We start from the raw sequence: 23,497 nt of genomic DNA, 5'->3' as shown, positions 1-23,497 counted from the left end.
CTGGCCATGACGATCACCGCCTATTCCTACCTACGATTTTCTAAGACCGCACAGGCCCGAGGCGACACGATCCGGCGACAGATGGAGTTGGCGCGAGAGTGGATCGCTGAACACCCGCACATCACTCTTGATGAGACCCTTCGCGACGAAGGCATCTCCGCAGTGTCAGGCAAGCACCGCGTCGAAGGTGCGCTAGGTTCGTTTCTGCATCAGGTTGAGATCGGGAAGGTCAAACGTGGCTCGTATCTTTTGATCGAAGGCTTTGACCGCCTCAGTCGCGAGAACGAAACACAAGCCATCAACCTTCTGACCAGTCTGACGATCTCTGGAATCACGGTCGTCACCCTTTTTGACGGTCGAGTTTATGACCAAGCGTCGGGGTCTGACTCGCTCTACAAAGCGTTGACGGCCATGGATTTGGCACACAACGAGATCAAGCGCCGGACCAAACGTGTCCTTGCCGCGTGGAAGCAAAAGAAGATCACGGCCCGCGAAACTGGAAAGACGGTCACCAGCCGTGGCCCCGCTTGGCTGCAATACAATCCAGAGACCACAAAGTTCGATCTGATCCCTTCGCGTGTGGCTGTGATCGAACGCATCTTTGATGATTACGCCAGCGGCATCGGCATGAGCACGATCACCAATCGTCTCAATCAAGAAGCTGTCCCGCCCTTCACCAAAAACAGCAAAGGCTGGCACGTCGGATACGTCGGAGAGCTTCTGCGTAGCCAGACAGTGCTTGGCCATTATCAGCCGCATAAGGTTCGCAAGACGGACGACTTCAAAGTGAAGCGTGAACTCGATGGCGAACTGATCCGAGATTTTTATCCAGCGGCTATCTCCGAAGAACGGTTCTACGCCGCACAGGCCCACCGCAACCGACCATCCAACGCTAACCGCAAAGGCGCTCCGACAGGCCGTCGAGGCCGTGTCTATGCCAACACCATGATGGGACTGGCACGGTGCGAGAAATGCTCTGGAACTCTGGTAGTGGTCAGGCAGGAGGACAAGGCAAAGAGCCGGTCCTTCCTCTGCTATTCAAAGACGCGCAACGCAGGATGCACGAACAACACCCGATACCGCGTAGCCAAGGCCGAGAATGCTTTGTTCTCAGCCATCGCAACACGCAAGGCCACGGCGGATTCTACGACCAATCGTGAGGCTCACGTCTATCATAAGATCAACGCGCTCGAAGCCCAATTGGCCGAGGCACGGACGGCCAACGCCAACTTGATGATGCTTGTTGAGCGAGGCCATGAAGCGTCAATCGAACGTGCGATGGCGAAAGAAGCCGAGATAAAGAGCCTCCTTGCTGAACTTGAAACAGTCCGCGCCGATCTCAACAGCCCGACGATCCCACACGCCGAGATCATTGATGCTGTGAAATGGTTACGCAAATCCGCCGAGATCGAAGCCGCCGCGCTGGCTGGCGACAAGGAAGCCGAGACCGAACTGTTCAACTACCGCGCAAAGCTAAACGCCATTCTGCGTGATCTCTATGACTGGATCATCCCGACCATTGATGGCGTGATCGTTGGTAAAGGCGTGACGGTCACGGCCTTTGAAGAAGCGGACTTTGACGCATGGTCGCCAGCGGGTGCGAAGCACAAAGGCCGGACTAGGATGCGGACGACGCTCGAACTGGACGAACCTATCGAGACCCCGACCTCAGCCGTTCTCCTCCCGCTACTTCGTGAACGTGGCAAGGCCACCATCGACGCCATTGGCTAATACAAGACATAGCGAACCGTCGCCTTGCCGGTGCCACACACGCGACATTTCAACCGACGTTCAATGAGCGACAGGCTGATATCGCCATATCCTTGCTGGATGAGTTCGACTGGTCCAATCACAGCCTCATGTGTGCACTTTGAAGAGACACACATGACCTTGATTCTACCGTCTTGAGCCGCCAACTGGCGGGGTGTTCTTGCTGCAACCATGGCCCATAATGCCATGAGAACAAACACGGAACAATCTATTCCAACAGCGACTTGATACGGTCGAGATAGGCTTGTCGTTCTGACAGGCCACCGGTCCCGCCCGCGATCTTCTTTGTCACCGCTGACAGATCGTCAGCGTCAGCCAGAGCATTGCACTTTCGGTCCGACCAGATCATGCAAGCCAACGCCATGGACACTGACGGTTCAATAAGACGCTCAGGCGAAGAGGTCAGCTTGACACCAAGTCGGATACCATAGGCCGCATAGCTGTAAGCCCCACTGATTTGGAAGACACCACGGGCGCGATAGTTTGCCTCTCCACTCTCTTCAAAGCGTTGGAAGCCAGCCGTCTCGAATGCCGATTGCGCGAGAAAATGGGACAGGCGCAGCACATCTTTAATGTCGTGCTTGTCGAACTCGTTGGCCATCGCCACGCCCAGTCCAGTAGCGGTCTGGCCAAGGTCACGACCGGCGATCCAATTGATAAGGGCGGCATAGGTCTTTGGACCAAGCCGCCCGTCGATGGCACCACATGGATAGCCTGACTGTGTAAGATTTTGTTGGAGGAGGATTATATTCATCCTCGTATTTATTAGGATGCGATTGGCGCTCCGCCCGACGCTTCGAGTTCTGCAAACTTACGCTCAATCATCTCCTCCATCATCGGCCCCATCTCTACTTCGAGTCTGGCCAAGCGCTCATCAATGTCACGACGCTCGCTCATCCTGTCTTCGCGACTGGCCTCAAAGGATTTAGGTTCTTCGCACAGAGATAAGCTGAACTCAGTAAGCTTGTTGATGCCTACCGAAAGAAGCACCCGCGCCTCTTCAAACGAGCAATCAAGTTCGTGAGCGATGTCAACGACGCTCATCAGATCGAAATCCTTGAACTCAATCTCATCGTCGGTTTCGCAGTTGATCATCCAGCAACCAACAATCTTCTTTTTGATGGGGTCATGATAAATGCCGAAGCTGAACATTCTGCCCACCTCACCGAAATAATAGATGCGGTGTTTAGCGCCGTCGTCCCCGTCCTCGGTGATACCTTCGTGAACTCTCATGCCACTATTCCTTTCAGGTCTTCCACGCACAGATGGCCGTAACGGTCAGCCGTGATCTTGATTGATGAATGTCCAGCCAGCTTGCTGACCGCAGCCAGTGGCGCACCGGATCGAATGAGATTGGTGATCCTCGTATGTCGCAGCGTGTGAAGGGTCAGCCCGTCTTCACAGACCTCGTTCCACATCTCCCACGCCCGCGTTTCACTGAACGGGAAAAGGCGACCGTCTTCTGACAGTGCTTCCAGACGATCACGCACGGTCTTGAAATGAGCCGAAGCTGGCAGCGTCTTGGCCTTACCGTTCTTCAACAGAGCGACCTTGCTCTGACCAGTCCTAGCCCGTTCAGCAGCCGTAGCGTCTCTGAACTGTGGCCATGCAATCAGCAGATCGCCGGACGCATCCTCAACCAGCCAGTCAGAGCGCATCATCAGCGCCTCTGAGCGTCGGCAAGCAGTGTCATAGACGAAGCGAACCATCTCCCCGAACTGCCACCAACGGTCACCATCACGCTCAGCAATCCGGCCATAGATACGCTGCATCTCAGCAGCCGAAGCAACGCGATCCTTGGTGTTTTGGACCGCAATAGATGGCATCGGCGGTGCAGCTTTGATCACCCCAAGCTTACAGGCCACGACCAGTGCAGCCCCAAGCTGGCTCAACTCACGCTTAACAGTCGCAGCAGCCGGACGCTTACCCCGACGCTCAGCTTCCAGCGCATCTTTGATCTGGCACAGAGCGCGATAGTCGAGGTCTTCAACCTCATACTCGCCAGCATGGTTGTGAAGGGTCTTGAGCGTGGACCGCAGCGAGGCTTGAGCGCGGTTCGAGCGCCATTCGTTCTTCTCGCAGTGGTCTAATAGGTCACTGACTTTCATCGTTCACCTCTACTACGTCACCAGCTTTCGCCGCCTCTTTGAAAACCTCGTTCATCAGCGCCTTACCCTCGGCGGTCAGCCAGACGTATTTTTTGCGCAAATCATCGGGCTTCGCGTAGATGCGTAGCAGGTTCAACCCGTTCGGATTCCGCGTCGGCTCGGGCGGAAGAAGGGTCGCATAGATGCGCGAGACGGACGGCTTGCCGTGGGCCGACCCCAAGACCTCACCAGAAAACACCTCACCCAACATAAGGTCACGACCGGCGAAGGTAGCCTCTGCGATCTGGCACAGCCCGACCGCCTGCACCAAGGACGTGCGAGGCGGAAGCTTCTCCACCAGAATTCTAAGTGCGTCAGACAGCATGTGAATCACCTTTTCAGCGAACGAAGTCACACGGTAAGCGCACAACATGGTGCTGTCAACGCAAACATTGATGCAACAACTTAATTGATGATTCAACTCCATTAATACGCGCGTTAAGGACGGTCTGAACCCCCTGCCCCACGCTTCTAAATAGTCGGTGGAAAAAGAAACATTCGCGCAACGCGCCCGCCGACAATTGGCCCTCGAAAACGAGAGCCGAGCTATTGCCTCTGACCGATATAAAAGATCGCGCCCGACACCATGGCGTGACGACATTGCTCGCCAGCGTGACGAAGCAGATATGCTTCCGGCCAAGACCCTACTGAGCGAAGCAGTTGGGCCGGTCGTTGAAGAGATCGACAACTACAAGAAAGCCGTCGAGGCCGGACACGCAACGCGACGGCCACAGGCTTATTACGTTCTAGAACATATCAAGTCTGCCGAAGCCGCACTCATCGCCGGTCGCGTCATTGTGTCGGCTGTCGTGACCGAACAGCCCATGACCGCCACTGCGGTTCAGGTTGGCCGTTACGTTCTCGAACACATCCAGATGAACCGGCTCAAGAAGCAGTCGAAACCGGCTTACGACGGTGTCCTGCGTGTCCAAAAAGGTCACGTCCGATCAGACAAGATGCGACGCCACATCCAGAGCATCTTTGATAAGAGCAATGTTCAACTAGAGATCGACCGCGCCACGCTCCTGCATGTTGGTGCCAAGCTGATCGAACTCTTCTGCGACGCCACCGGATTTTTCAGGATCGAAGCCAAGTCGAACTACCAGACCCAAAAGGTCATCCGCGCAGAAGAAGCGGTGATCAAATGGTTCGACGCACAGCACAGTCGTTGCGAACTCCTTTCGCCAATCTACATGCCGATGGTCTGCCGACCCCGCCAATGGCGCAGCCTCAAAAAAGGCGGCTACATCAGCCGCTTCGTCGGCATCAATTTGGTGAAGAATCCAGACCGCAGCTATCTCAAAGACCTTGAACAGACGAACCTCAGCGTCATTTTCGACGCTGTAAACGCCGCACAAAACGTAGCGTGGAAGATCAATTCAAAAGTCTATGAGGTCGCCGCAGAGGCTTGGGCCACGGGCGGTCGCATCGCTGGCCTCCCTGCCCGCCATCCAGACGATCTTCCACCGCGTCCGGCAAGTCTTGATCAAATGGATGAATGGAAGGCCGAGGCTCACCGCGTTTACACCACCAACGCACAGATGGTCAGTCCTCGACTGGCCATTCAACAGAAGCTTTGGATCGCCCAGAAATTCAAAGATGAAGATGCGATCTGGTTTCCCCATCACCTCGATTTTCGAGGCCGCATTTATCCCGTAGGCAATGCTGGACCGAACCCACAAGGCGACGATCTCTCACGCTCGCTGATCCATTTCCAGACTGGCAAACCGCTTGGACAGACCGGCGCATTCTGGCTGGCCGTCCACATCGCCAACCTCTTCGGTCAGGACAAGATTCCTTTCAAAGATCGCGTGGCGTGGACCCATGCGAACACCAAGCTGCTGCTGGATTCCGCAAACGATCCGCTCGATGGCCAACGCTTCTGGACCACCGCCGACAAGCCATGGTGCGCCCTCGCCGCGATCTTTGAATGGGCTGGCTATACCGTCGATGGCGACAACCATATCAGTCACATTCAAGTGGCCATGGATGGCTCCAACTCTGGCCTCCAACACTTCTCTGCACTGCTTCGCGATCCTGTCGGTGCCGCCGCCGTAAACCTCTTGCCGCAATCCCTCCCCTCCGACATCTATCGCGATGTTGCCGAGGCCGTGATCGCCAATCTCAAAGACGATCCGCACCCGTCTGCACTGGCTTGGGCGGGCAAGGTCAACCGCAAGATCACCAAACGACCGGTGATGACCTATGTCTACAGCGCTACCAAGTTCGGCTTTGGAGAACAGATCAAAGAGACCATCGAGACCGAAGGTCTGGACCTCAAAGCGCGAGACGCGAACTATCTCGCCGGTCACATCTGGGACGCTCTTCAAGACACAGTCGCGGCGGCATCGGAGGCGATGGGATGGCTGAGAGAATGCGCCAAGGTCTTCGCTGACGCGAACCTGCCGATGCGATGGACGACACCGTGCGGCTTGCTGGTCCAGCAACGCTACATGAAGAGCAGAACTCAACGGGTCATGCTGTGCGTAGGCGGCAAAGAACTCCGTTTGCACCTTCGTCGCGAAACGGACGGCATCAACCGTCGCAGCATGGCCAATGCCATCGCCCCAAACTTCATTCACAGCATGGACGCCACACACCTGATGGCCGTGGTCAATAAATGTGCGGACGACGCCATCACTTTGAGCGTGGTCCACGACAGCTTCGCCACCCATCCCTGCGATGTCGAAGACATGCGCACCATCCTCAAAGACAAGTTCTATGAACTATATCAATACGACTGGCTGACGTATTTGAGAGACGAGTTTCTGGCCCAGTTGCCCGCTGAATATCAGGACAGAATCCCGCCCACTCCGGCCATGGGAAGCTTCGATATTTCACTGGTCAAACAATCAGAATTCCTCTTCGCGTAAGAAACGGACCCTAAAGAATAACTTATTATTTTCCCTAACTTATTTTCATGATTTCACTCTCAACCATCAAGGACAAGGTTCGCACCCGTTCCACAGTTTCCACACTTCGCGAACCGGCCTTTGCTCAACTCACTCGATTGAGTGACGTCGAGCCAGCCGACCAGATCAGCGCGATCTTCCTCGCGGCAACCGCGATGGCCGAGGCGTGTGGTCTTGATCCTCACGAAGAGGTCCAACGCAGCCAACGCATGATGTCGGCAGCCGAGGGTCCGTTCACCGCGCATGTGCAAGCCATCAAGGACTACGCCCGCAACGAACTGGTCCGTCGCCCCCCTCTAATTTAGATCCATTATTGAAAGGTCGTTCTATTATGAATGCTCTCCGCACCCTCATTCTCCCGCGCCTTCGCGAACGCTCGACCTATATTGGTCTCGTCGGTCTTCTCAGCGCGTTCGGCATCGCAATCGATCCTCAATATGTTGAGATCGCACTGATGCTCGGAAGCGGTATCGCTGGCCTCATCGCGGTGATCTGGCCCGACAAGTGAGAAATCCAAAAGTTCTCAGCCAAGTGGGCCGGATGCCAGACAGCGTTCCGTCCCTCATCAATTGGCTCGACACGATCTGTCCAGAACCCAAGCCGACACCCGCCGATGATCCAGCAAAGATCATGTTCGAGGCCGGTCGCCGTGCGCTGGTTCTTCAACTCAAGCTTGAGTTCGAGAGATCAACCAAAACAATCTAAAAAAGGAGCCATCCATGTGCATGATGAAAAAGCCCAAGGTGGTTTCGGCTCCGGCTCAAAAAGAAGCGGGCATCCTCCGAAACCCTTACCTCGATGGCATTGATCCGATCCTTCGCGCCCAGCGTGGCGGGGTCAAAGGTCTGACCATCCGCCGTGGCTCGGCTGGAACCGTCAGCGTTCCGAGACCTCAACCCTCGATCCAAATCCCGACCTCACCGATTGGTGGCGGCATGGGCCGTAACGAGGCCCAAGGCTTAGGCAAGTTCGGGCAGATGCTCGACGCAATCGAAGCCAAGAACGCTCGCGACAAACAGTCGTTCGCCAACCTTCTGACCATCAAATAATTTCAGGATAATTACTCACGCATGAAAACCGCAGCACAGCGTTTTCAGACGCTGGCTGCTGATCGCTCGACTGTTCTTGAGCGAGCGCGTGAAGCCTCGCGTCTAACGATCCCCTCTTTGATTCCGCTCGATGGCCAGAACGAACACCACGTTTCTCAACAGCCATTCCAGAGCGTCGGAGCCAACGGTCTTCGCGCACTAAGCGCCCGTCTTTTGACGACCCTCTTCCCGATCAATCTTCCGTTCATCCGCTTGGAGATCGACCAGTTCGTTGCTGAAAAGATGCAGATGGACAAGGCGACGGCAGACGCCCGCCTCTCCGCTGTAGTCGAAACCACCACAGCACTGATGGAAGACCGCAAAATCCGCGTGGTCATGGCCGAAGCCCTTCGCCATCTCATCATCGCTGGCAACGTGGTGATCTATATTCCGCTCGACGGCTCCCCTCGCATCTATCGCCTCGACCAGTTCGTTGTGAAGCGTGATGCCACTGGACAATGGATCGAGATCATCACCTGCGAAAAGGTCCATCCGGCTGCTCTGCCACAGGCCATCCGCGACCAAGCCAAGATCAAAGAAACCGATACCGCAGCCGTTGACCTCTACACCGTAGTCGAGCGCAAAGACGGCAAGGTCACGCACTATCAAGAAGTTAAAGGGATCAAGATCGAAGGCACCGAAGGCGAAGCCCCCGAAGCAAGTTCGGGCTGGCTGGCACCGCGCTGGTTAGCCATCCCATGCAGTGACTATGGCCGTGGCCACGTCAGCGAATACATGGGCGATCTGATGAGTCTTGAAGACCTGTCCCGCGCCATCGTCGAGTTCGCCACCCTAGCCTCTCGCGTTGTCTATATGGTCAATCCTGCATCGGGCATGGATGCCACCGAACTGGCCAAGGCTGAATCCGGCGACGTGCTGCTTGGCAATGCGGATCACGTCACATCTATCTCTCTTGATAAGAGCCAAGATTTCGGTGTGGTCCGTGCCACAGCCGAGACCATCGAAGCCCGCATCAACTCCGCGTTTCTGGTCCAAGCCTTCCGTGATGCTGACCGTGTGACCGCCGAGGAAATCCGCGCTCAATCCGAAGAATTGGAAAACACCCTTGGTGGTTCGTTCTCGGTGCTGGCCAGTGAACTCCAAGGGCCGATTGCCGACCGCTTCCTCTATATCGCCGCCCAACTAAAACTGTTCCCTCCACTGCCAGAAGGTATCAAGCCCAAGATTCTAACGGGTCTTGCCGCCCTTGGCCGTGCCGCCGAGGTCAACCGTCTTCGTGCATTCATTAATGACTCTACGCAGATGCTGGCCAACCCAGCGGTGACCGAACACTTCAATCTCACCACGCTGCTGAACCGGCTCGGTAACGAACATGGGGTCACGGGTATGTCTGAACTCTTGAAGTCGGACGAACAGAAACAACAAGAACAACAACAAGCCGCACAGGCCCAGATGACCATGCAAGCTGCACCGCAGATGCTGGAAGCTGCTATGTCCGGTCAACTCGAACAAGCTGAATGAATTCCGAAATTTCAATCGAACCTATCGTTGACGCCAACGCTCAAATCGAAACCACTACTCAAACCGAAATCGCATCGAGGCCCGACCACATTCCAGAGAAATTCTGGGATGCTGAAACCGGACAACCTCGCGTCGAAGAACTGGCAAAAAGCTATCGTGAACTCGAAAAGCAATTTGGTTCACGCGACCCCGCCACCAAACCTTCTGATCTGAAAATCGAGAAGGCCGAGGCTGGTGAAGGTGAGACTGAAACCTCAGACGTTCTTCCGCTGACCACGGCTGCTGAATCCTTCGCTGCAAAATACGAAGCTGATCCGGCCAGTCTGGAAGACTCGGACTTTGAAAGTCTGGTCAGCCTTGGTCTGCCACGCGCAATGATCGACACCTATCTGGCTGGCCTTCAAGCCCTCCAAAACCACGCCATGACCGATCTTTATTCGACGGCTGGCGGTCAGGAGAATCTTGAAGCTGCACTGGCATGGGCTGGTGAAAATATGAGCGAAGCCGACATCGAAAGCTTCAACGCTCGCATCACCGATCCGGCCACTCAAAAGATGAGCATCGAATGGCTCATGTCGAAATACAACGCCACTGCTCCGGTCCAAGCCAACGAAGGCAAGCTGCTTTCTGGTTCCGGTAATAGCCACGGCGATGTCTATGAGACCCGCGCTCAATTCAACTCGGATATGAGCGATCCAAAATACCAATCTGATCCCGCCTTCCGCGAGAAAGTCGCAGCCAAGCTGGCTGCTTCTATGCGGGCTGGCACGATCTCCTAAGACCACGACCGCTCACTATTGGAGTGAGCCTGTCATGGCCGCATCTCGTCTTCATGCGCCTCTGAAAGACTGACCGCAGCAATGCGGGCGGTCGGTGAAAGCCCGACCTAACCCCGAAATTTTCCAATCTAATTTGAGAGGCCGGATTACCGACAACCTCGCCAAGTGAGACTCCGAAAAATAACTAGGGAAATCAAACTCTTATATATTTTCAAAGGAGCCACATATTATGGCTAACTCTACCCCGAACAACCCACTGTTCAGCGCCAGCGGCACTGCTGGCAACACCGATCTCGCACTTGAACTGTTTACTGGCGAAGTCCTTCAATCGTTCCACGCCAAGACCAACTTCCGCGACAAGCAACGCTTCTATGCATTGAGCAAAGGCAAGTCGCTGCAACTGCCGGTGATCGGCACTGCAACCGCATCGTATCACACCGCTGGTGTTGAACTGGTCGGTGGCACCATCGGCGCTGACGATGTGACCATCTATTCGGACGACAAACTCGTCTCGGATATCTTCCTGTCGGACATCCAAGAGATGCTGACGCACTTCGATACCCGCGCCCCTTACACCCGCGAACTCGCCCACGCGCTCGCCCGCGCCTACGACAAGAACTCGTTCACTGCCATCGTCAACGCAGCCCGTGCAAACGCACCGCTGGGTGGTGGTAACTCGACCCCAGTTGTCGAAGCTGCTGCTCTGACCGACGCAACCAAGCTGTTCGCTGCTCTGTCGAAAGCCAAGCTTGAAATGGAAAAGAAGAACGTGGACGTGGACTCCGAAGAAGTCTTCGCCTGTCTGCCGCTGGCCTCTTGGTATCTGCTGGCCAACTCGGATCGTAACCTGAACAAAGACTATAATGGTGGTCGTTCGGACATCTCGCGTTCGATGCTGGACACCATTGATGGCATCAAGGTCATGAAGTCGAACATCGCTCCGTTCGCCACGGACCTGTCGGCTGAAACCACCATCCCGACCCGCTATCGTCAGGATATGACCAAGACCGCTGGTGCTGTCTGGACCCGTGACGCTATCGCGACCGTCGAGGTTCAAGCCATGGGCGTTCAAACCGAAGAGCAAATCCGCAAGCAAGGTCACCTGATCGTTGCCCGCCACACCGCTGGCGTGAACGTGGTTCGCCCGCAATGCGCTGTGGAAATCCGCACCGCCGTTTAATCGCTCAGACGATCAAAAATCTAAGCCTCGTCCAGTCCGCTGGGCGGGGCTTTTTTTCATTTTTCAAAGGAGGCCAATGTTCTCTAATCCGCAGACCAAACTTGAAGCTGTGAACGCGATGCTGATCGCGATTGGTGCCGCTCCGGTCAACAGCCTTGCCCCCGCTTTCAGCGACCAGAACCTAGCCGTCAAACTGCTTGAAGATGTGGTCCGCGAGGTTTGCCAGCATGGCTTCAAGTTCAATACCGACACCAACTATAAGCTACAGCCGGACATCGACGGTTATATCCATGTTCCGGTCGGCGCACTGAATGTCGATCCAACCGATCCACATCAAGACCTGATCCAGCGTTACCATCCTGATCTCAAACAGGAACTGCTCTGGGATCAGACCAACCACACTTTCGAGATTGGCGAAGACGTTCGTGTCAACGTCCGCTGGGCCTATGATTTCGACGCTCTTCCGGCATCGGCCAAGTCTTATGTGACCGCCGCCGCATCGCGCCGTTTCCAAGCGCAAGTGATCGGTGACCCCACTGCCGACCGTCTCAGCGACGATCAAGAACAGCGTGCGTGGCTGGTCCTCATCAAAGAGCAACACGGCAACGCCAACCCGAATTATTTCAGACAGAACCCGAAGCTGAACGCTTCTCGCAATCGTTATTGGAGGTAAGCGATGAGCCTTGTCACTCGCTCTATCCCAACGCTTTTGGGAGGTGTCAGCCAACAGTCACCAGAGGTTCGCGCACCGGAGCAACTTGAATCTTGCGAAAACGCATGGGCCGATCTGGCTCGCGGTCTGGCCAAACGCGCACCAACTGAAAACATCGCCAAGATTTTCGAGACGGCTCCGACCGCTGCTTTTGTTCACAACATCAACCGTGATGTCAGCGAACGCTACATCGTGATCGTGAGCGCAGACGGTCTCAAAGTCTTTGATCTCGAAGGCAACGAGAAGACCGTTCATGCTCCGGCTGGCTGGGCTTATCTGGACGGTATCACCGACTATCGCAGCGGCCTGTCGATGATGACTGTGGCCGACTACACCTTTGTCGTGAACCGCAAGATGATCTGCGAAATGGCACCGCTCGGTGCTGATAAGACCGCCGATCCGATCTATCACATCTGGCTCAACCGTGGTCATGGCACCGATGCGAACGGTCAGGACTTCGCTCCGGCTGCATCCTATTCGTATGATCCAAACCCTGCTGATGGATCACTCGCTGGCACGGTCCAACGCTTCGACAAGCTGCCGGAAACGGCAAACGAAGGTGCGGTCTATCGCATCCAAGGTGACGAGAGTTCTGGCTTCATCAGCTACTATGTCAGGCGATCAGGTGGTGTCTGGGACGAATGCCTAAAACCAAACATGGTCAATGCCATCAAGGCTCGTTCTATGCCTCACGCTTTGATCTCGAACGCCGATGGCACCTTTACCTTTGCGCCGTTCTCATGGGCGCCTCGCCGCGTAGGTGACGAGACCATCAACCCACAGCCCGCCTTCATTGGCCGCTCGATCCAGAAGGTGTTCTTCTATCAGAACCGCCTCTCGTTCTTGGTCGATGAGAACGTGGTGATGAGCGTGTCTGGCGACTTCGGCAACTTCTGGCGAATGAGCCAACTCGACTATCTGGCCTCGGATGTCATCGACATCGCAGCGACCTCAACCAAGGTTGCGAAGCTGATCGATGCCACTACCCACAATGACGGTATTCTACTGACCAGTGACCAGACACAGTTCAGCCTCACCAACGGTGAATTGGGCGTGTCTGCCGAAACGCTGGCTGTGCGACCAACCACAAACTATGTGGTCAACCAAACCGCTGGCCTTTGCCCGCTTGGCTCGGAAATCTATTTCGCTGTCGATGGCGCAAGATCGGCACAGATCAGAGAATACACACGACTGGCTGGCAGTGATGCCACCACCGCTGCGGACGTAACCTCACACGTTGATCGCTACATCCCGAACGGGGTCCATAAGATCGTTGCAGCCGACGATCTCAACGCACTCTTCGTCCTAACCAGTGGCGAGAAAGATGCTGTGTTCGTCTATCAATTCTACTGGGCCACGGCCCAAGAGAAAGCGCAGTCGGCATGGCACAAATGGAAGCTGTCAGGCGAGATCATCAGTGCCGAATATATCAGCGGTTATCTCTATCTCTGCATGGCCAGAACCAATGGTGTCTTTCTCGAACGCATCAATCTGAAACCTGCCGCGACCTCTGACGAAACCGCCAACCAAATCTATCTGGATCGTCAGGACACCGTAACAGGTGAATATGATCCGGTTCAGGACAAGACCTATTTCTCCCTGTCCTATCTGCCGCTCCAATCTCGCTTCAAGATCGTGAAGGGCGACGGTTTCGCTGACACCAGAGAGACGCTGATCGATCCCCAACTCTATGAATGGGATATGCCAAACCGTGTGGCTGTCGTCGGCCAACACCAACAGCATCCTTGTGTGGTCGGTGAAAACTACACCATGCAGTTCGAGTTCAGCACTCAGTATGTCCGCAACGCCCGTGGCGAGGCGATGAAGACAGGCCGGACACAGCTTCGGACTTTCGAGATCAGCTACCGCGACACCGGATATTTCAAGACCATTGTCGATCCGCATGGTCTCAACAATCCATCAAGCGAAGAGATCGTCACCGGATTGCTCAGCCAGTTCACGGGTAAGACCGTGGGTCAGGCTCACTTCAAGCTGAACACACCAGCCTATTCGACAGGGACTCATAGCTTTGCAGTCCTTGGCCAGAACACCTCCGCCAAGATCAAGATCGAGAACGACAGCCATGTCAGTTCGGTCTTCGTCTCGGCGGAATGGGAGGCCAACTATCACAACCGCTCTCGCTCTATTTGATGATTTTATTTCACGATCTTTCCACCACTCCTGACTGGCAGACCCGACAATGGGTCTGTCAGATCGCCAAGGATTTACGCCAGACTGACAAGGACGAAATCAGGGCCACCAATCCGACACTGACCATTGGTGACCCTGATCCAGAAGCAATCCTCTGGATGTCGATCCGCTATTCAAAAGATGCGTGGGTCATAACCAAAGACGATGTGGCGTTTTGCATCTTCGGCGCTGGCCCGTCTGGTGATCCCGACCTTGGGACAGTCTGGCTCTTGGCCTCAACGGTTCTTGATACAGATCGTGCAGCGAAAAAAGCCGTAGCGAAGAACACCCAACCGGCTGTCGAACGCTGGCATCAGTCATGGCCGAAGCTGGCCAACTGGATCGATATCAGAAACGTCATGACCCTTCGCTGGCTGACGTGGGCTGGCTTTGAAATCCGTGATGTCGATCTCGAACACGGGCGCGAGAAGCGCCCATTTTATTTCATTCAAAAGACAAAGGAGACACCGGATGTGTGACCCCATCTCCATGGCCGTTGTCGCCGTGGCATCCACCGCCATGACCATGGTGAGCGAATATCAGTCAGCCAAACATCAGATGGCGGCAATCGATCAGCAACTGGCTCAAGCCCAAAAACAGGTCGAGACCTCTCGCGTTGCAGAACTCAATGATCGCCAGCGTGTCGCACGAAAAGAAGCTGCACGGGTCAAGGTCGCGGCTGGCCAGCAAGGACTAAATATCACTGGCAGCGTCACATCGATGCTGAACGACAGTCTTATGCAAAACCAACTCGCCAAAGAGCGCATCAATCTTAATGCAGAGAATGAAGAAGGCGCTGCAATCGCAGAAGCTAACTCAATGTATTCTCGCGTCGAACGCCCAACTGCACTGGGTGCCGCGCTCAAACTCGGCATGTCGGGAGCGCAAGGATATTACAGCGGTAAATCGATGCAGATCAGCCGCAAGAACGCATCGAAAGGACCGCAATAATGGCTGATCTATCTAAGCAACAGTCTCGCCGGAACGCTCAAGATCGCATCACGAACAACCGCGATGCTGTGAACCTCACGCGCCGCGAAGACCGCACACCGTCGGTCAACGTTGCTGCCGATATGCGGAACGCTCAACGTGCAGATCAAAGCCGTAAAGTCGATGAGTTCCTCGCTTCGTTCGACAAGACCATTGATAGTTATATGACGGCCAATGTTGCCGAGCGCCGCGAACGTGCAGAGGTCGATTATGCTCAAGGCACCACCGATGCTGTGGCAGGGATCGAGGCTCAAAAAGACAACGTGGCTTACGAACGTGCCTACCACTCTGTCATGGCTGGCCAGCGCCAAACCGCATGGGAAACCGAGACCTCTCAAGAGATTGAGCGCATGGTCAATGAAGGGTCCACGATTGAAGATATCGAGACCTACACCACGACCCGCGCAGCCGAGTTTATCAGCGAAGCCTCGGACCTTTTTGAACATCCTGATGTCCGTATGAAGGTCGGCTCTCGCCTGTCGAACTATTCCAATCGATTGCAAGCCGAGACCTCTGCCAAGATCAAAGAGAAGACCGACAACGAACTGGTGACCGGTATCGCTGCTGAAACGGTGAACCAGATTTCACGCGGTGAACCCGTGGATTTCTATGCGTTGAAACAGGAAGCCACAGAGGCTGGTCTTAATGCCGATGCGGTCATGGATGCCGTGCTGGTGTCCGTCTCGAACTATGCCACTGAAACTGGTGATGCCTCGGCCTTGCTGGACCTTCTAAATGCCAGATCGCCAGAGGATGTTGCCAGAGCCATGAACCAGATCGAAGGCGCTCCGCTGCCTCCGGTCGATAATGGCGTAACCCCGCCTGAACGCGAACTCATTGATGCTCCGGTCGCCGCTGGCACCGAAGAGAAGTTCATTGATCCGCTGGACAACATGACGGTCTCGTCTGGCATCGGTCGTCGCACCGCACCCAAGGCTGGCGCTTCAACTGACCATGGCGGTCTTGATATTCCGGCTCCGGTCGGGACGCCCGTCAAGGCTCCGGCTTCTGGTGAAGTCATTCAAGTCTGGTCGAATAACAGTGGTGGCAACCAAGTTCGTATCCGCCACTCAAACGGCACAGTCACGGGCTACGCTCACCTTCAATCGTCCGATGTCAAAGTCGGTGATCGCGTGACGCAAGGCCAAGTGTTTGCGAAGACGGGCAACACCGGAAACTCGACTGGTCCACACCTTCACATCACGACCCGTGATGCGGATGGCAACCGTGTCGATTTCAGAACGCTCTCTGGAAAGTCCGCTGGTGAAACTCCGGCCAAGGCCGATGCAGTTTCAACCGTGGCTCTCCCCGATGCTGTGGCCCCTGACCGTCGTGAGCGTCCGGCTGGCCGTCCTCTTTTGAATCCTGCTCAGCAAGCCCGCGCACTGGCCGCTTATGACAACGCGCTGGCGCGTGAAGAGCGTCTGGAAGCCAAGGCCAAGCAAGAGGACAAAGAGGCGATCATGATGACGCTTTGGGAACAGACCTTGGATGACAAGGATGTGTCTCAACAGATCGAACAAGCTGTCCGTGAAGATCGCCTTACGGTTCAGGAAGGCATGGCACTGAACAACTCGTTCAGATCGTATCGCCAGAGCGAGGCCGAGGGTGTCGTCAATGACGATACAGTCCTGAAATTCCAGCGTCGATTTGCACAGGCAAACCCCGACTATAATAGCATCGTGACCGATCTGGACGCCGCGTATTCGCGTGGTGAATTCGGTGATGGTCGCGCTGGCACTCGAACCTATTATGAACTGCGAACCCGTGCCTCAAACGGCTGGTTGGGTGGTCGTGACTTCACGCCAGTCCAACAACAGGCGATTGGTTCAAGCCGAGCATATCTGACAGCAACCCTGTCTGGTGGTGCTGAACTCACGGACCCCGCATCGATCCAACTGCAAGGCAATGCTCTCAACGATTATTCGGCACGGGTGCAGCGTGGTGAAAACCCGCAAGCCGCTGCTGATGCAGTGATCGCAGAATACAAGCCGCGCATGTCAAATGTTCAACCACTTACGCCAGCAAACGGCGGTGCAAACGGTCGTTCGGTCGGTGGCACCACTGGCACAAACAATACTTCAAACATCACCAAAGTTGACATCAACGGTGATCCCATTCGCTAACCAAGGAGGCCCATGGCAACCATCAGAGTAGAAGGTCCAGACGGACACGTTTTCGAGTTTCCAGAAGGCACTCCCGATCACGTTCGTAAGACCACGATCCAGCGTCATTACGGCACGACCGACGCTCAAAAGAACGCTGTGTCGTCGGCTTCCAATGCATTGGCCACCGCTCCAAAACGCACGGCTGGCGAGCGTTTCGCAAACAACTTTGAAGACGGCTGGCAGCGTGGATGGGTAGCATCCGGCTGGCGGGCTGGCTTCGATGATGCGGCTGATTATCTTGAGAACCTTGAACAAGGCAAAGTCGAACAGGCACCGTTCACTATCAACCCAGTTCGTCCGATTGCTGGCGTGGTTGCAATGACCCTGAATGGCACGGGATTGTGGGGATCGACCGATAAAGCACGGGCGATCTCTGATGAGATGGTTGACGGAGAGCGTGAACGTCGTGCCGAGTTCACGAAGATTTCTGACGCTGATCCGTTCTACAAAGCCGAGGGTGGAATCGGCGGTAAGACAGGACACGGCATCTCTGCACTCGGCGGTGTCCTGTCTTCCGCCGCACTTGATCCAACCTCATACATCAGCGGTGGCTCAAGCGTCTGGGCCAAGATGGGCGTCCAAGGTCTTGTGGCTGGTGGCATCGACATAACGGCACAACTTGAAGACCATGGTGCAGGTGTTCAGGACAAGATCAACTACGTCCAAACCGTTCTGTCTGCTGCTGCTGGTGCCAGTATCCAAGGCATCACTCACGCCGCTGGCGCGGGCGTAAATCGTCTGTTCAAGAAGGGCGAAGAGACACTTGATCCGACCCTCCCCGATCAGCTTTTGAAAGACGAACTGGATCATGCCGACAAGCTGAATCTTCCGGCCATGACAACTGACGATCTGGCAAAACCTAAAGCAATCGAACTCATCCCTGCCGCCGAGAAGCCCAAGGCCGAAGCGCCTAAAGCTGATCCTGAACTCAAGGATGTTGCGGTCACCGAACAACCCAAAGCCAAGGCTGATGCTGATGCCGAGGCCGAGGCTGGGGCTGGTGCAAAGACAGAGGCTCCGAAGCCAGAAGCTGATGATCCTTGGAACGGTGTTGATTGGGGTCTGGCTGGTTCACCTGAACGTGCCAAGGCCGCAATCGCTCACCTCGACAAACTCAAATCGTTCGTGAAGCAAGATCAGGTCGATAACTTCGTGTCGTGGCTTGGCCGACAAGGCGATCAGATCGCTGGCATCGGTGACAGCAAGTCACATTGGAACATGGATTGGCTCGATTTCGACAAGATGTCGTCAACGCCTGAGCAGTTCCAAAACCTGACCTCGACCATGGCCGACATCTTCAAGCCGCTTTATGACGCGGCTGGTGATGCAACACAGACTTGGGCCGAGACTCAAAGTCGTCTTGGCACTTTCGGTGTCACTTTATCCGATGCAATCAAAGGCCACGCGGACATCACGGGTGAGCATGGCGTTGCGGCTAAAATCCACGCTCTTGAAGCCATCACGCTCCAACACAATGAGGTCTTGGTCAAGAAGCTGAACGATGTTCAAAAAGCGCGGATGTCAGGCACTCTGACCGCAGAGATGGTCAGCGATCTGGCACAGCATGTTCAACTGACGAAGATGTTCGATGCCATGGCTGCTGGCGCAAAGTCAGAGATTGGCCGTGCGCTCAACATCATGAAGGCCAGCAAGGAACGTGTGACGGTTCACAATGATCTGCAAACGGCCATGGACGATCTGGCCAAGGCCACGAATGGCAACTACCCCGACGAAGCGAAGCTTGGCGAAGTCCTCGATAGCTTGCTCAAAGCCAATAAATCGGGCGGCGCCGCTGGCACCAAGAATGCCATCCGTAACATGGATAAGATGGGGGCCAGCGACTACATCGCTTACACCCTGACCATGGGTTACCTGTCAAACTTTGCGACCTTCCTCGCAAACGTCATGGGCGGGATCACCTCGACCTCTATGTCCATCGCAAGCCGTTATGTCGCGGCTGGTGTCACCTCGCCTATCCGCCGTCTGAATGGCAAAGCGTCCGCTGATTATGTCAGCTTCCGTGAAGCCAATGCTTATGTGAGCGGTATCTACAAAAGCTTTGTTGAAGCGACGGTCCTGTCCACGCGGGCTTTCAAAGAGTCCAAACCACAGACCGATGGCATCACTAGCTTTGCCGGTGATGTGGGATTCCAAGTTCCACTGGCCATTAACTCTGCCCGCATCAATCGTTGGAAACAAAAGCCTATCTCATCGATTCCAGAGATCATGGCGACTGGTTATGTCTCGACGATCCGAACCCTTGGTCACCGACCGACCGTGGCCATGGACGAGTTCACAAAAGTTATGACATCGCGGATGCAACTTAATGCATTGGCGGTTCGTGAGGCTCAATACAAAGCGGCCCGTCATTCTGGCGAGGAAGCCGATAAGGTATTCAAGAGAACGCTGGAAGCCGTGTCGAACCGACCGTCTTCTGGTGCTGTCGCGGAAGCCAAGGCCATCTTCGCCAACTCGAACGAAAGCTATGTCCGTAGCGGTGAGTATGACGACCACATGTTGCAGAAGGCGGCAGAGGTTCTTGATAGTGTCGATCTTCACGCCATGGCCATTGACCATGCTCGACTGCTGACCTTCCAGAACGCTGGACCGAAGCTGAAAAAGATCGAACAGGCCATTGGCCAGTTCAAGATCATGAAGGCGCTCTATGTGCCGTTCCTCAGAACGCCTGTCCTTTTGGTGAAGATGGGGATGGTCGATCACAACCCCGCTCTGGCATTCCTCACAAAAGAGAACCGCGCACATCTTGCGAACTATACTGCTGCCGCCCGTGGCATCGATCAGACCTTGGAGCGTGGCGGTGCAGAAGCCGATCTAATGATGGCTCGCATGGTGACTGGCATGGGTATGATGAGCCTTGCCAGTGGCTTGTTCTTGTCCGGCAATCTGGTCGGCAAACGCTCGCCAGCCGAGGAACAGGATGGTGTTAAATCATACTCCATCCGCATCAATGGCCGATGGGTCCAATTCACTCGACTGTCGCCTGTCGCTGAACCGCTGGGTCTCGTGGCCGATATGATGCAGGTCTTCAAAGACTATGACATCACCGAACCCGACGATCTCCAAGCCATCGGTGGCGGTGTCCTCACTGCGATCACTAGCAACATCACGAACAAGGCTGGCCTGACTGGGCTAACCGATCTGTTCAATCTTCTTGATCCAACATTCTCGCCTCCGTCCGAAGACGGGCGCGGTGCAATGGCTGGCAAGGAATTGGCCAAGAAGGTGCCGTCCACATTGATACCGGCCATCGTGCGCAACGCGGCTTGGACCTCTGATCCGGTCATGCGCGAAGCAAACACCATGCTTGAAATGTTCAAAGCCAACCTTCCGAAGTTGAGCGAAAGCCTTCCAGAAAAACGTGATTGGCTTGGCCGTCCGGTTATCCGCAAGGACAAGGACAACGGTGTGATCGAAGGCATGGTCTTGCCCGTCCGCATCTCAGACGAAACCGGACATCTGGTCCGCCGTGAGATATCGGCCCTGTCACAGCTACTGCCGAACGTCCGCTTGGCGCAGACCCCTCCGGCTCGCTTCAATGAGCAGAAGATCAAGAGCCGTGAACGCTCACTGCTGCTGGAATATCAGGGTCAAATCTATCGTGATCCGATCACCGGCATGAACATGGAAGAACACCTGTTCGCTCTGATCCAGTCGCAGCAATATGCTGATGCACCTGACATTCAGAGAGCAGAAATGATCCGCGAAGCCGTCACGAAATATCGTCGTCGCGCAAACGATACGATCAAGGCTGGTCAGTCTGGCAATGATGAACTCACGGCCATGGCTCACCGCACCGCTCTGTCAAAGACTGACATCGCGGGTGACAAGAAGGGCTGGTCAGAATTTGAGCGCGACCGTCGCGCTCGCAAGGCTGGCGCAAACGCTCAGCTATTTGAAACTCAATAACTAAGGCCCGCTCTCAGAAATGGGAGCGGGCTACTGAAAGGACGGATTGTCTTACAAAACCAACTACCAATACACCGTTCGTGACGGTCAACGAGAGTTCGATATTGCCGTTCCTTTCCTCGAACGCTCGCACATGGAGATCAAAGTAAACGGGCTGCTTGAACCGTTTGTATGGGTCGGGTCAAACCGCATCCGACTGATCAACCAAGCGCCTGACGGCAGCATCATCAACATGAAGCGTGTGACCCCGATTGATGGTCCGCTCGTCGTCTTCAACAATGGCGCAACGCTCACGGCAGAAGATCAGAACCGCTCAATCCAACAGGTTCTATTCCGTCAACAAGAGACCTCGGACATCATCACGGGCGCTCTTGATAAGGCTCTAGTCCGTGTCGGTGACAGGCTCGGCATCACAACCGATCCAGACAAAATCGCAGAAGAATTGCTGATGGTCAGCGAACTTGGCGAGGATTTGGTCAACCGTTTCAGGGCCGCTCTCTATGACCTTGATCGCAATGGCTTGAGCCTAGCCGATCACACTATCAAACTGACAAACCAAGCGTTCAGAATGGATACCCTGCAAGGTGTCGTTGATGCTCTCGCCAACCTTGAAGATGGCACTGGCCTCGCCACGATCATCCAGAACGAGGCGCAAGAGCGTCTGGACGGTGACACCGCACTGGCTGAAACCATGGCGCTGATTGGCGCTAAATCGCCGGACGGTCTGACTTTCATTCTCGATATGAACAAGGTGAAGACAGGTCCAGCCGAGACCTTGGCCTCACGCTTCAATGCGATCTATGCAGCCAATGATACCGCGCTTGGTCTGATCCAAAGTGAAACCAATGCGCGTGTGGCTGGCGATAGTGCGATCACCTCTTCTCTCGCTACGCTTGGAGCGAAGGTCGGTGACAATACCTCGGCCATCGCTGCTGAATCGATTGCTAGGGCTAACGCCATTTCGGCGGAAGCTTCGTCCAGACAGGCGCTGGCCAGCACTGTGGGCCAGAACCAATCCTTTGCAGAAAATGCGATCAATACGCTCTCAACCAATGTCGGATCACTGACCACATCGATGAACCTGCTAGGTGCCAAGAATGGTGCGAGCAATGCCTTCGTGCTGGATATGAACAAGGTGCAGGTCGGCGGTGGACAGAGCCTCGCCACTCGTATGAGCGGCATCGATACAAGGCTTGGTGACAACGCTGCTGCCGTGGTGGCCGAACAGACGGCGAGAGTGAATGCAGACAGTGCGCTGTCACAGTCTCTATCGACCGTCCAGAACACAGTGAACGGTCACACTGGATCGATCTCTTCGCTGACGCAGGTCACGAACGGTATCAACCTCAAACACAGTGTGGCTCTGAACTCTAACGGTCACATCACGGGCTTCATCCAGAACAACAACGGTTCATGGGGATCGTTCAACGTGGTGGCCGACGAGTTCGGCGTAACCGCACCGAATGGCGGCACCCCTGTCAAAGTCTTTCAGATCGTGGCGGGTAAGGTCAGGTTCAACGCTAATGTCGAGATCGCTGGCAACCTTCTGGTGTCCGGCACGATCAATCACAGCAAGCTGACCAATGATACGGTGACTGGCGTCTTTGCAGCTTACAACTCGAACACCATCAACCTGAACAACCACACACCGACCCGCATTCACGGTCACTGGATCAATGTCGAAAAGGCTTCGAGTCCTATCGATATCGATTTCAACTGCTGGGCGACCTTCGTCCACAACGCTGGTGGCTCGTTCACGGCGACTGTCCAGCTTGTCAGATCGCGTGGTGAAACTGGCGGCACCATGATTAGTTCGTTCAACATCAACGGGTCAGGAATGGCCAACGATACATGGCAAGGCGCGATCCCTGTCCGATATCTCGACAAGCCGAACGAAGCTGGAAGCTGGCACTACTATGTCCAGATATTCTTCAGTTCAGGCATGACCACACAATCGGTAACGGCTCGCTACGGTAAGCTGACCGAACTGAAAAATAACACCTCGTCGCTGAGCGGAGGCACTGGCTCGGGGAATGGCGTCGGCTCCGGCGGTTATACTGGCGGCGGTGGTGGTGGTGGCGGTGACCCGATTGATCCCCCTCCCCCTTGGGGTGGTGGCGGCGGCGGCCTCGAACAGCCTGTCATACCATAA

General features: G+C 55.1%; 19 protein-coding genes. 15 read left to right on the top strand and 4 right to left on the bottom strand.

The window, feature by feature from the left end:
- The first annotated feature begins 6 nt into the window (after nucleotides 1-6).
- A complete protein-coding gene (locus tag WEU32_RS06970; protein ID WP_406853374.1) occupies nucleotides 7-1,731 on the top strand; it encodes a recombinase family protein in 1,725 nt (574 codons plus the stop codon).
- Nucleotides 1,732-1,978: 247 nt separating this feature from the next.
- Here the strand turns inward: WEU32_RS06970 and WEU32_RS06965 are convergent, their stop codons facing one another.
- Genes WEU32_RS06965 through WEU32_RS06950 form a run of 4 tightly spaced genes read right to left on the bottom strand, consistent with a single transcriptional unit; the run spans nucleotide 1,979 to nucleotide 4,242 of the window.
- Nucleotides 1,979-2,524 carry a hypothetical protein gene (locus tag WEU32_RS06965; RefSeq protein WP_406853373.1) on the bottom strand — a complete coding sequence of 182 codons (546 nt, stop codon included), beginning with the start codon at nucleotides 2,522-2,524 and terminating at the stop codon, nucleotides 1,979-1,981.
- A gap of 11 nt (nucleotides 2,525-2,535) precedes the next feature.
- Nucleotides 2,536-3,003 (bottom strand): hypothetical protein, encoded by a 468-nt coding sequence (locus WEU32_RS06960; RefSeq protein ID WP_406853372.1) that lies wholly within the window; start codon nucleotides 3,001-3,003, stop codon nucleotides 2,536-2,538.
- Nucleotides 3,000-3,878 carry a tyrosine-type recombinase/integrase gene (locus WEU32_RS06955; protein WP_406853371.1) on the bottom strand — a complete coding sequence of 293 codons (879 nt, stop codon included), beginning with the start codon at nucleotides 3,876-3,878 and terminating at the stop codon, nucleotides 3,000-3,002. Before WEU32_RS06955 ends, WEU32_RS06960 begins: the two co-directional genes overlap by 4 nt.
- Nucleotides 3,865-4,242 (bottom strand): hypothetical protein, encoded by a 378-nt coding sequence (locus tag WEU32_RS06950; protein WP_406853370.1) that lies wholly within the window; start codon nucleotides 4,240-4,242, stop codon nucleotides 3,865-3,867. Before WEU32_RS06950 ends, WEU32_RS06955 begins: the two co-directional genes overlap by 14 nt.
- A 157-nt stretch (nucleotides 4,243-4,399) precedes the next feature.
- On the opposite strand from WEU32_RS06950, the gene WEU32_RS06945 reads away from it, so the two are divergent.
- The 14 genes from WEU32_RS06945 to WEU32_RS06880 all read left to right on the top strand — a co-directional run bounded on the left by WEU32_RS06945 (nucleotide 4,400) and on the right by WEU32_RS06880 (nucleotide 23,497).
- Nucleotides 4,400-6,790 carry a DNA-directed RNA polymerase gene (locus tag WEU32_RS06945; RefSeq protein ID WP_406853368.1) on the top strand — a complete coding sequence of 797 codons (2,391 nt, stop codon included), beginning with the start codon at nucleotides 4,400-4,402 and terminating at the stop codon, nucleotides 6,788-6,790.
- Between the two features lie 47 nt (nucleotides 6,791-6,837).
- Nucleotides 6,838-7,134 (top strand): hypothetical protein, encoded by a 297-nt coding sequence (locus tag WEU32_RS06940; RefSeq protein WP_406853367.1) that lies wholly within the window; start codon nucleotides 6,838-6,840, stop codon nucleotides 7,132-7,134.
- Nucleotides 7,135-7,160: 26 nt separating this feature from the next.
- Nucleotides 7,161-7,337 (top strand): hypothetical protein, encoded by a 177-nt coding sequence (locus tag WEU32_RS06935; protein ID WP_406853366.1) that lies wholly within the window; start codon nucleotides 7,161-7,163, stop codon nucleotides 7,335-7,337.
- A gap of 211 nt (nucleotides 7,338-7,548) precedes the next feature.
- Nucleotides 7,549-7,878 carry a hypothetical protein gene (locus WEU32_RS06930; RefSeq protein WP_406853365.1) on the top strand — a complete coding sequence of 110 codons (330 nt, stop codon included), beginning with the start codon at nucleotides 7,549-7,551 and terminating at the stop codon, nucleotides 7,876-7,878.
- 21 nt (nucleotides 7,879-7,899) lie between these two features.
- Nucleotides 7,900-9,399 (top strand): portal protein, encoded by a 1,500-nt coding sequence (locus WEU32_RS06925; protein WP_406853364.1) that lies wholly within the window; start codon nucleotides 7,900-7,902, stop codon nucleotides 9,397-9,399.
- On the top strand, nucleotides 9,396-10,178 hold the full coding sequence (locus tag WEU32_RS06920; protein ID WP_406853363.1) for a capsid assembly protein: 783 nt from the start codon (nucleotides 9,396-9,398) through the stop codon (nucleotides 10,176-10,178). Before WEU32_RS06925 ends, WEU32_RS06920 begins: the two co-directional genes overlap by 4 nt.
- Nucleotides 10,179-10,407: 229 nt before the next feature.
- The gene (locus tag WEU32_RS06915) at nucleotides 10,408-11,358 is read left to right on the top strand and encodes a hypothetical protein (protein WP_406853362.1); all 951 of its coding nucleotides are present in this window, start codon (nucleotides 10,408-10,410) and stop codon (nucleotides 11,356-11,358) included.
- 76 nt (nucleotides 11,359-11,434) lie between these two features.
- Entirely contained in the window at nucleotides 11,435-12,031 is a 597-nt protein-coding gene (locus WEU32_RS06910) for a hypothetical protein (RefSeq protein ID WP_406853361.1), read from the top strand.
- Between the two features lie 3 nt (nucleotides 12,032-12,034).
- Entirely contained in the window at nucleotides 12,035-14,221 is a 2,187-nt protein-coding gene (locus WEU32_RS06905) for a hypothetical protein (RefSeq protein ID WP_406853360.1), read from the top strand.
- On the top strand, nucleotides 14,182-14,739 hold the full coding sequence (locus tag WEU32_RS06900) for a hypothetical protein (protein ID WP_406853359.1): 558 nt from the start codon (nucleotides 14,182-14,184) through the stop codon (nucleotides 14,737-14,739). Before WEU32_RS06905 ends, WEU32_RS06900 begins: the two co-directional genes overlap by 40 nt.
- Before the next feature lie 10 nt (nucleotides 14,740-14,749).
- Nucleotides 14,750-15,211, top strand: coding sequence for a hypothetical protein (locus WEU32_RS06895; RefSeq protein WP_406853358.1), 462 nt, complete (start codon nucleotides 14,750-14,752; stop codon nucleotides 15,209-15,211).
- Nucleotides 15,211-17,376, top strand: coding sequence for a M23 family metallopeptidase (locus WEU32_RS06890; RefSeq protein WP_406853356.1), 2,166 nt, complete (start codon nucleotides 15,211-15,213; stop codon nucleotides 17,374-17,376). Before WEU32_RS06895 ends, WEU32_RS06890 begins: the two co-directional genes overlap by 1 nt.
- 12 nt (nucleotides 17,377-17,388) lie before the next feature.
- Entirely contained in the window at nucleotides 17,389-21,345 is a 3,957-nt protein-coding gene (locus WEU32_RS06885; protein ID WP_406853355.1) for a hypothetical protein, read from the top strand.
- Between the two features lie 46 nt (nucleotides 21,346-21,391).
- A complete protein-coding gene (locus WEU32_RS06880; protein WP_406853354.1) occupies nucleotides 21,392-23,497 on the top strand; it encodes a phage tail fiber protein in 2,106 nt (701 codons plus the stop codon).

Source organism: Brevundimonas sp. BH3, from assembly GCF_045345115.1.
Classification (GTDB): Bacteria; Pseudomonadota; Alphaproteobacteria; order Caulobacterales; family Caulobacteraceae; genus Brevundimonas.
This window is presented reverse-complemented; position numbering and strand designations above follow the sequence as displayed.

What these genes read in the sequence shown, in the direction of transcription:
- WEU32_RS06970 (WP_406853374.1), top strand. Translation starts at nt 7, where the DNA reads ATGACGATCACCGCCTATTCCTACCTACGATTTTCTAAGACCGCACAG.
- WEU32_RS06965 (WP_406853373.1), bottom strand. Translation starts at nt 2,524, where the DNA reads ATGAATATAATCCTCCTCCAACAAAATCTTACACAGTCAGGCTATCCA.
- WEU32_RS06960 (WP_406853372.1), bottom strand. Translation starts at nt 3,003, where the DNA reads ATGAGAGTTCACGAAGGTATCACCGAGGACGGGGACGACGGCGCTAAA.
- WEU32_RS06955 (WP_406853371.1), bottom strand. Translation starts at nt 3,878, where the DNA reads ATGAAAGTCAGTGACCTATTAGACCACTGCGAGAAGAACGAATGGCGC.
- WEU32_RS06950 (WP_406853370.1), bottom strand. Translation starts at nt 4,242, where the DNA reads ATGCTGTCTGACGCACTTAGAATTCTGGTGGAGAAGCTTCCGCCTCGC.
- WEU32_RS06940 (WP_406853367.1), top strand. Translation starts at nt 6,838, where the DNA reads ATGATTTCACTCTCAACCATCAAGGACAAGGTTCGCACCCGTTCCACA.
- WEU32_RS06935 (WP_406853366.1), top strand. Translation starts at nt 7,161, where the DNA reads ATGAATGCTCTCCGCACCCTCATTCTCCCGCGCCTTCGCGAACGCTCG.
- WEU32_RS06930 (WP_406853365.1), top strand. Translation starts at nt 7,549, where the DNA reads ATGTGCATGATGAAAAAGCCCAAGGTGGTTTCGGCTCCGGCTCAAAAA.
- WEU32_RS06925 (WP_406853364.1), top strand. Translation starts at nt 7,900, where the DNA reads ATGAAAACCGCAGCACAGCGTTTTCAGACGCTGGCTGCTGATCGCTCG.
- WEU32_RS06920 (WP_406853363.1), top strand. Translation starts at nt 9,396, where the DNA reads ATGAATTCCGAAATTTCAATCGAACCTATCGTTGACGCCAACGCTCAA.
- WEU32_RS06915 (WP_406853362.1), top strand. Translation starts at nt 10,408, where the DNA reads ATGGCTAACTCTACCCCGAACAACCCACTGTTCAGCGCCAGCGGCACT.
- WEU32_RS06910 (WP_406853361.1), top strand. Translation starts at nt 11,435, where the DNA reads ATGTTCTCTAATCCGCAGACCAAACTTGAAGCTGTGAACGCGATGCTG.
- WEU32_RS06905 (WP_406853360.1), top strand. Translation starts at nt 12,035, where the DNA reads ATGAGCCTTGTCACTCGCTCTATCCCAACGCTTTTGGGAGGTGTCAGC.
- WEU32_RS06900 (WP_406853359.1), top strand. Translation starts at nt 14,182, where the DNA reads ATGGGAGGCCAACTATCACAACCGCTCTCGCTCTATTTGATGATTTTA.
- WEU32_RS06895 (WP_406853358.1), top strand. Translation starts at nt 14,750, where the DNA reads ATGGCCGTTGTCGCCGTGGCATCCACCGCCATGACCATGGTGAGCGAA.
- WEU32_RS06890 (WP_406853356.1), top strand. Translation starts at nt 15,211, where the DNA reads ATGGCTGATCTATCTAAGCAACAGTCTCGCCGGAACGCTCAAGATCGC.
- WEU32_RS06885 (WP_406853355.1), top strand. Translation starts at nt 17,389, where the DNA reads ATGGCAACCATCAGAGTAGAAGGTCCAGACGGACACGTTTTCGAGTTT.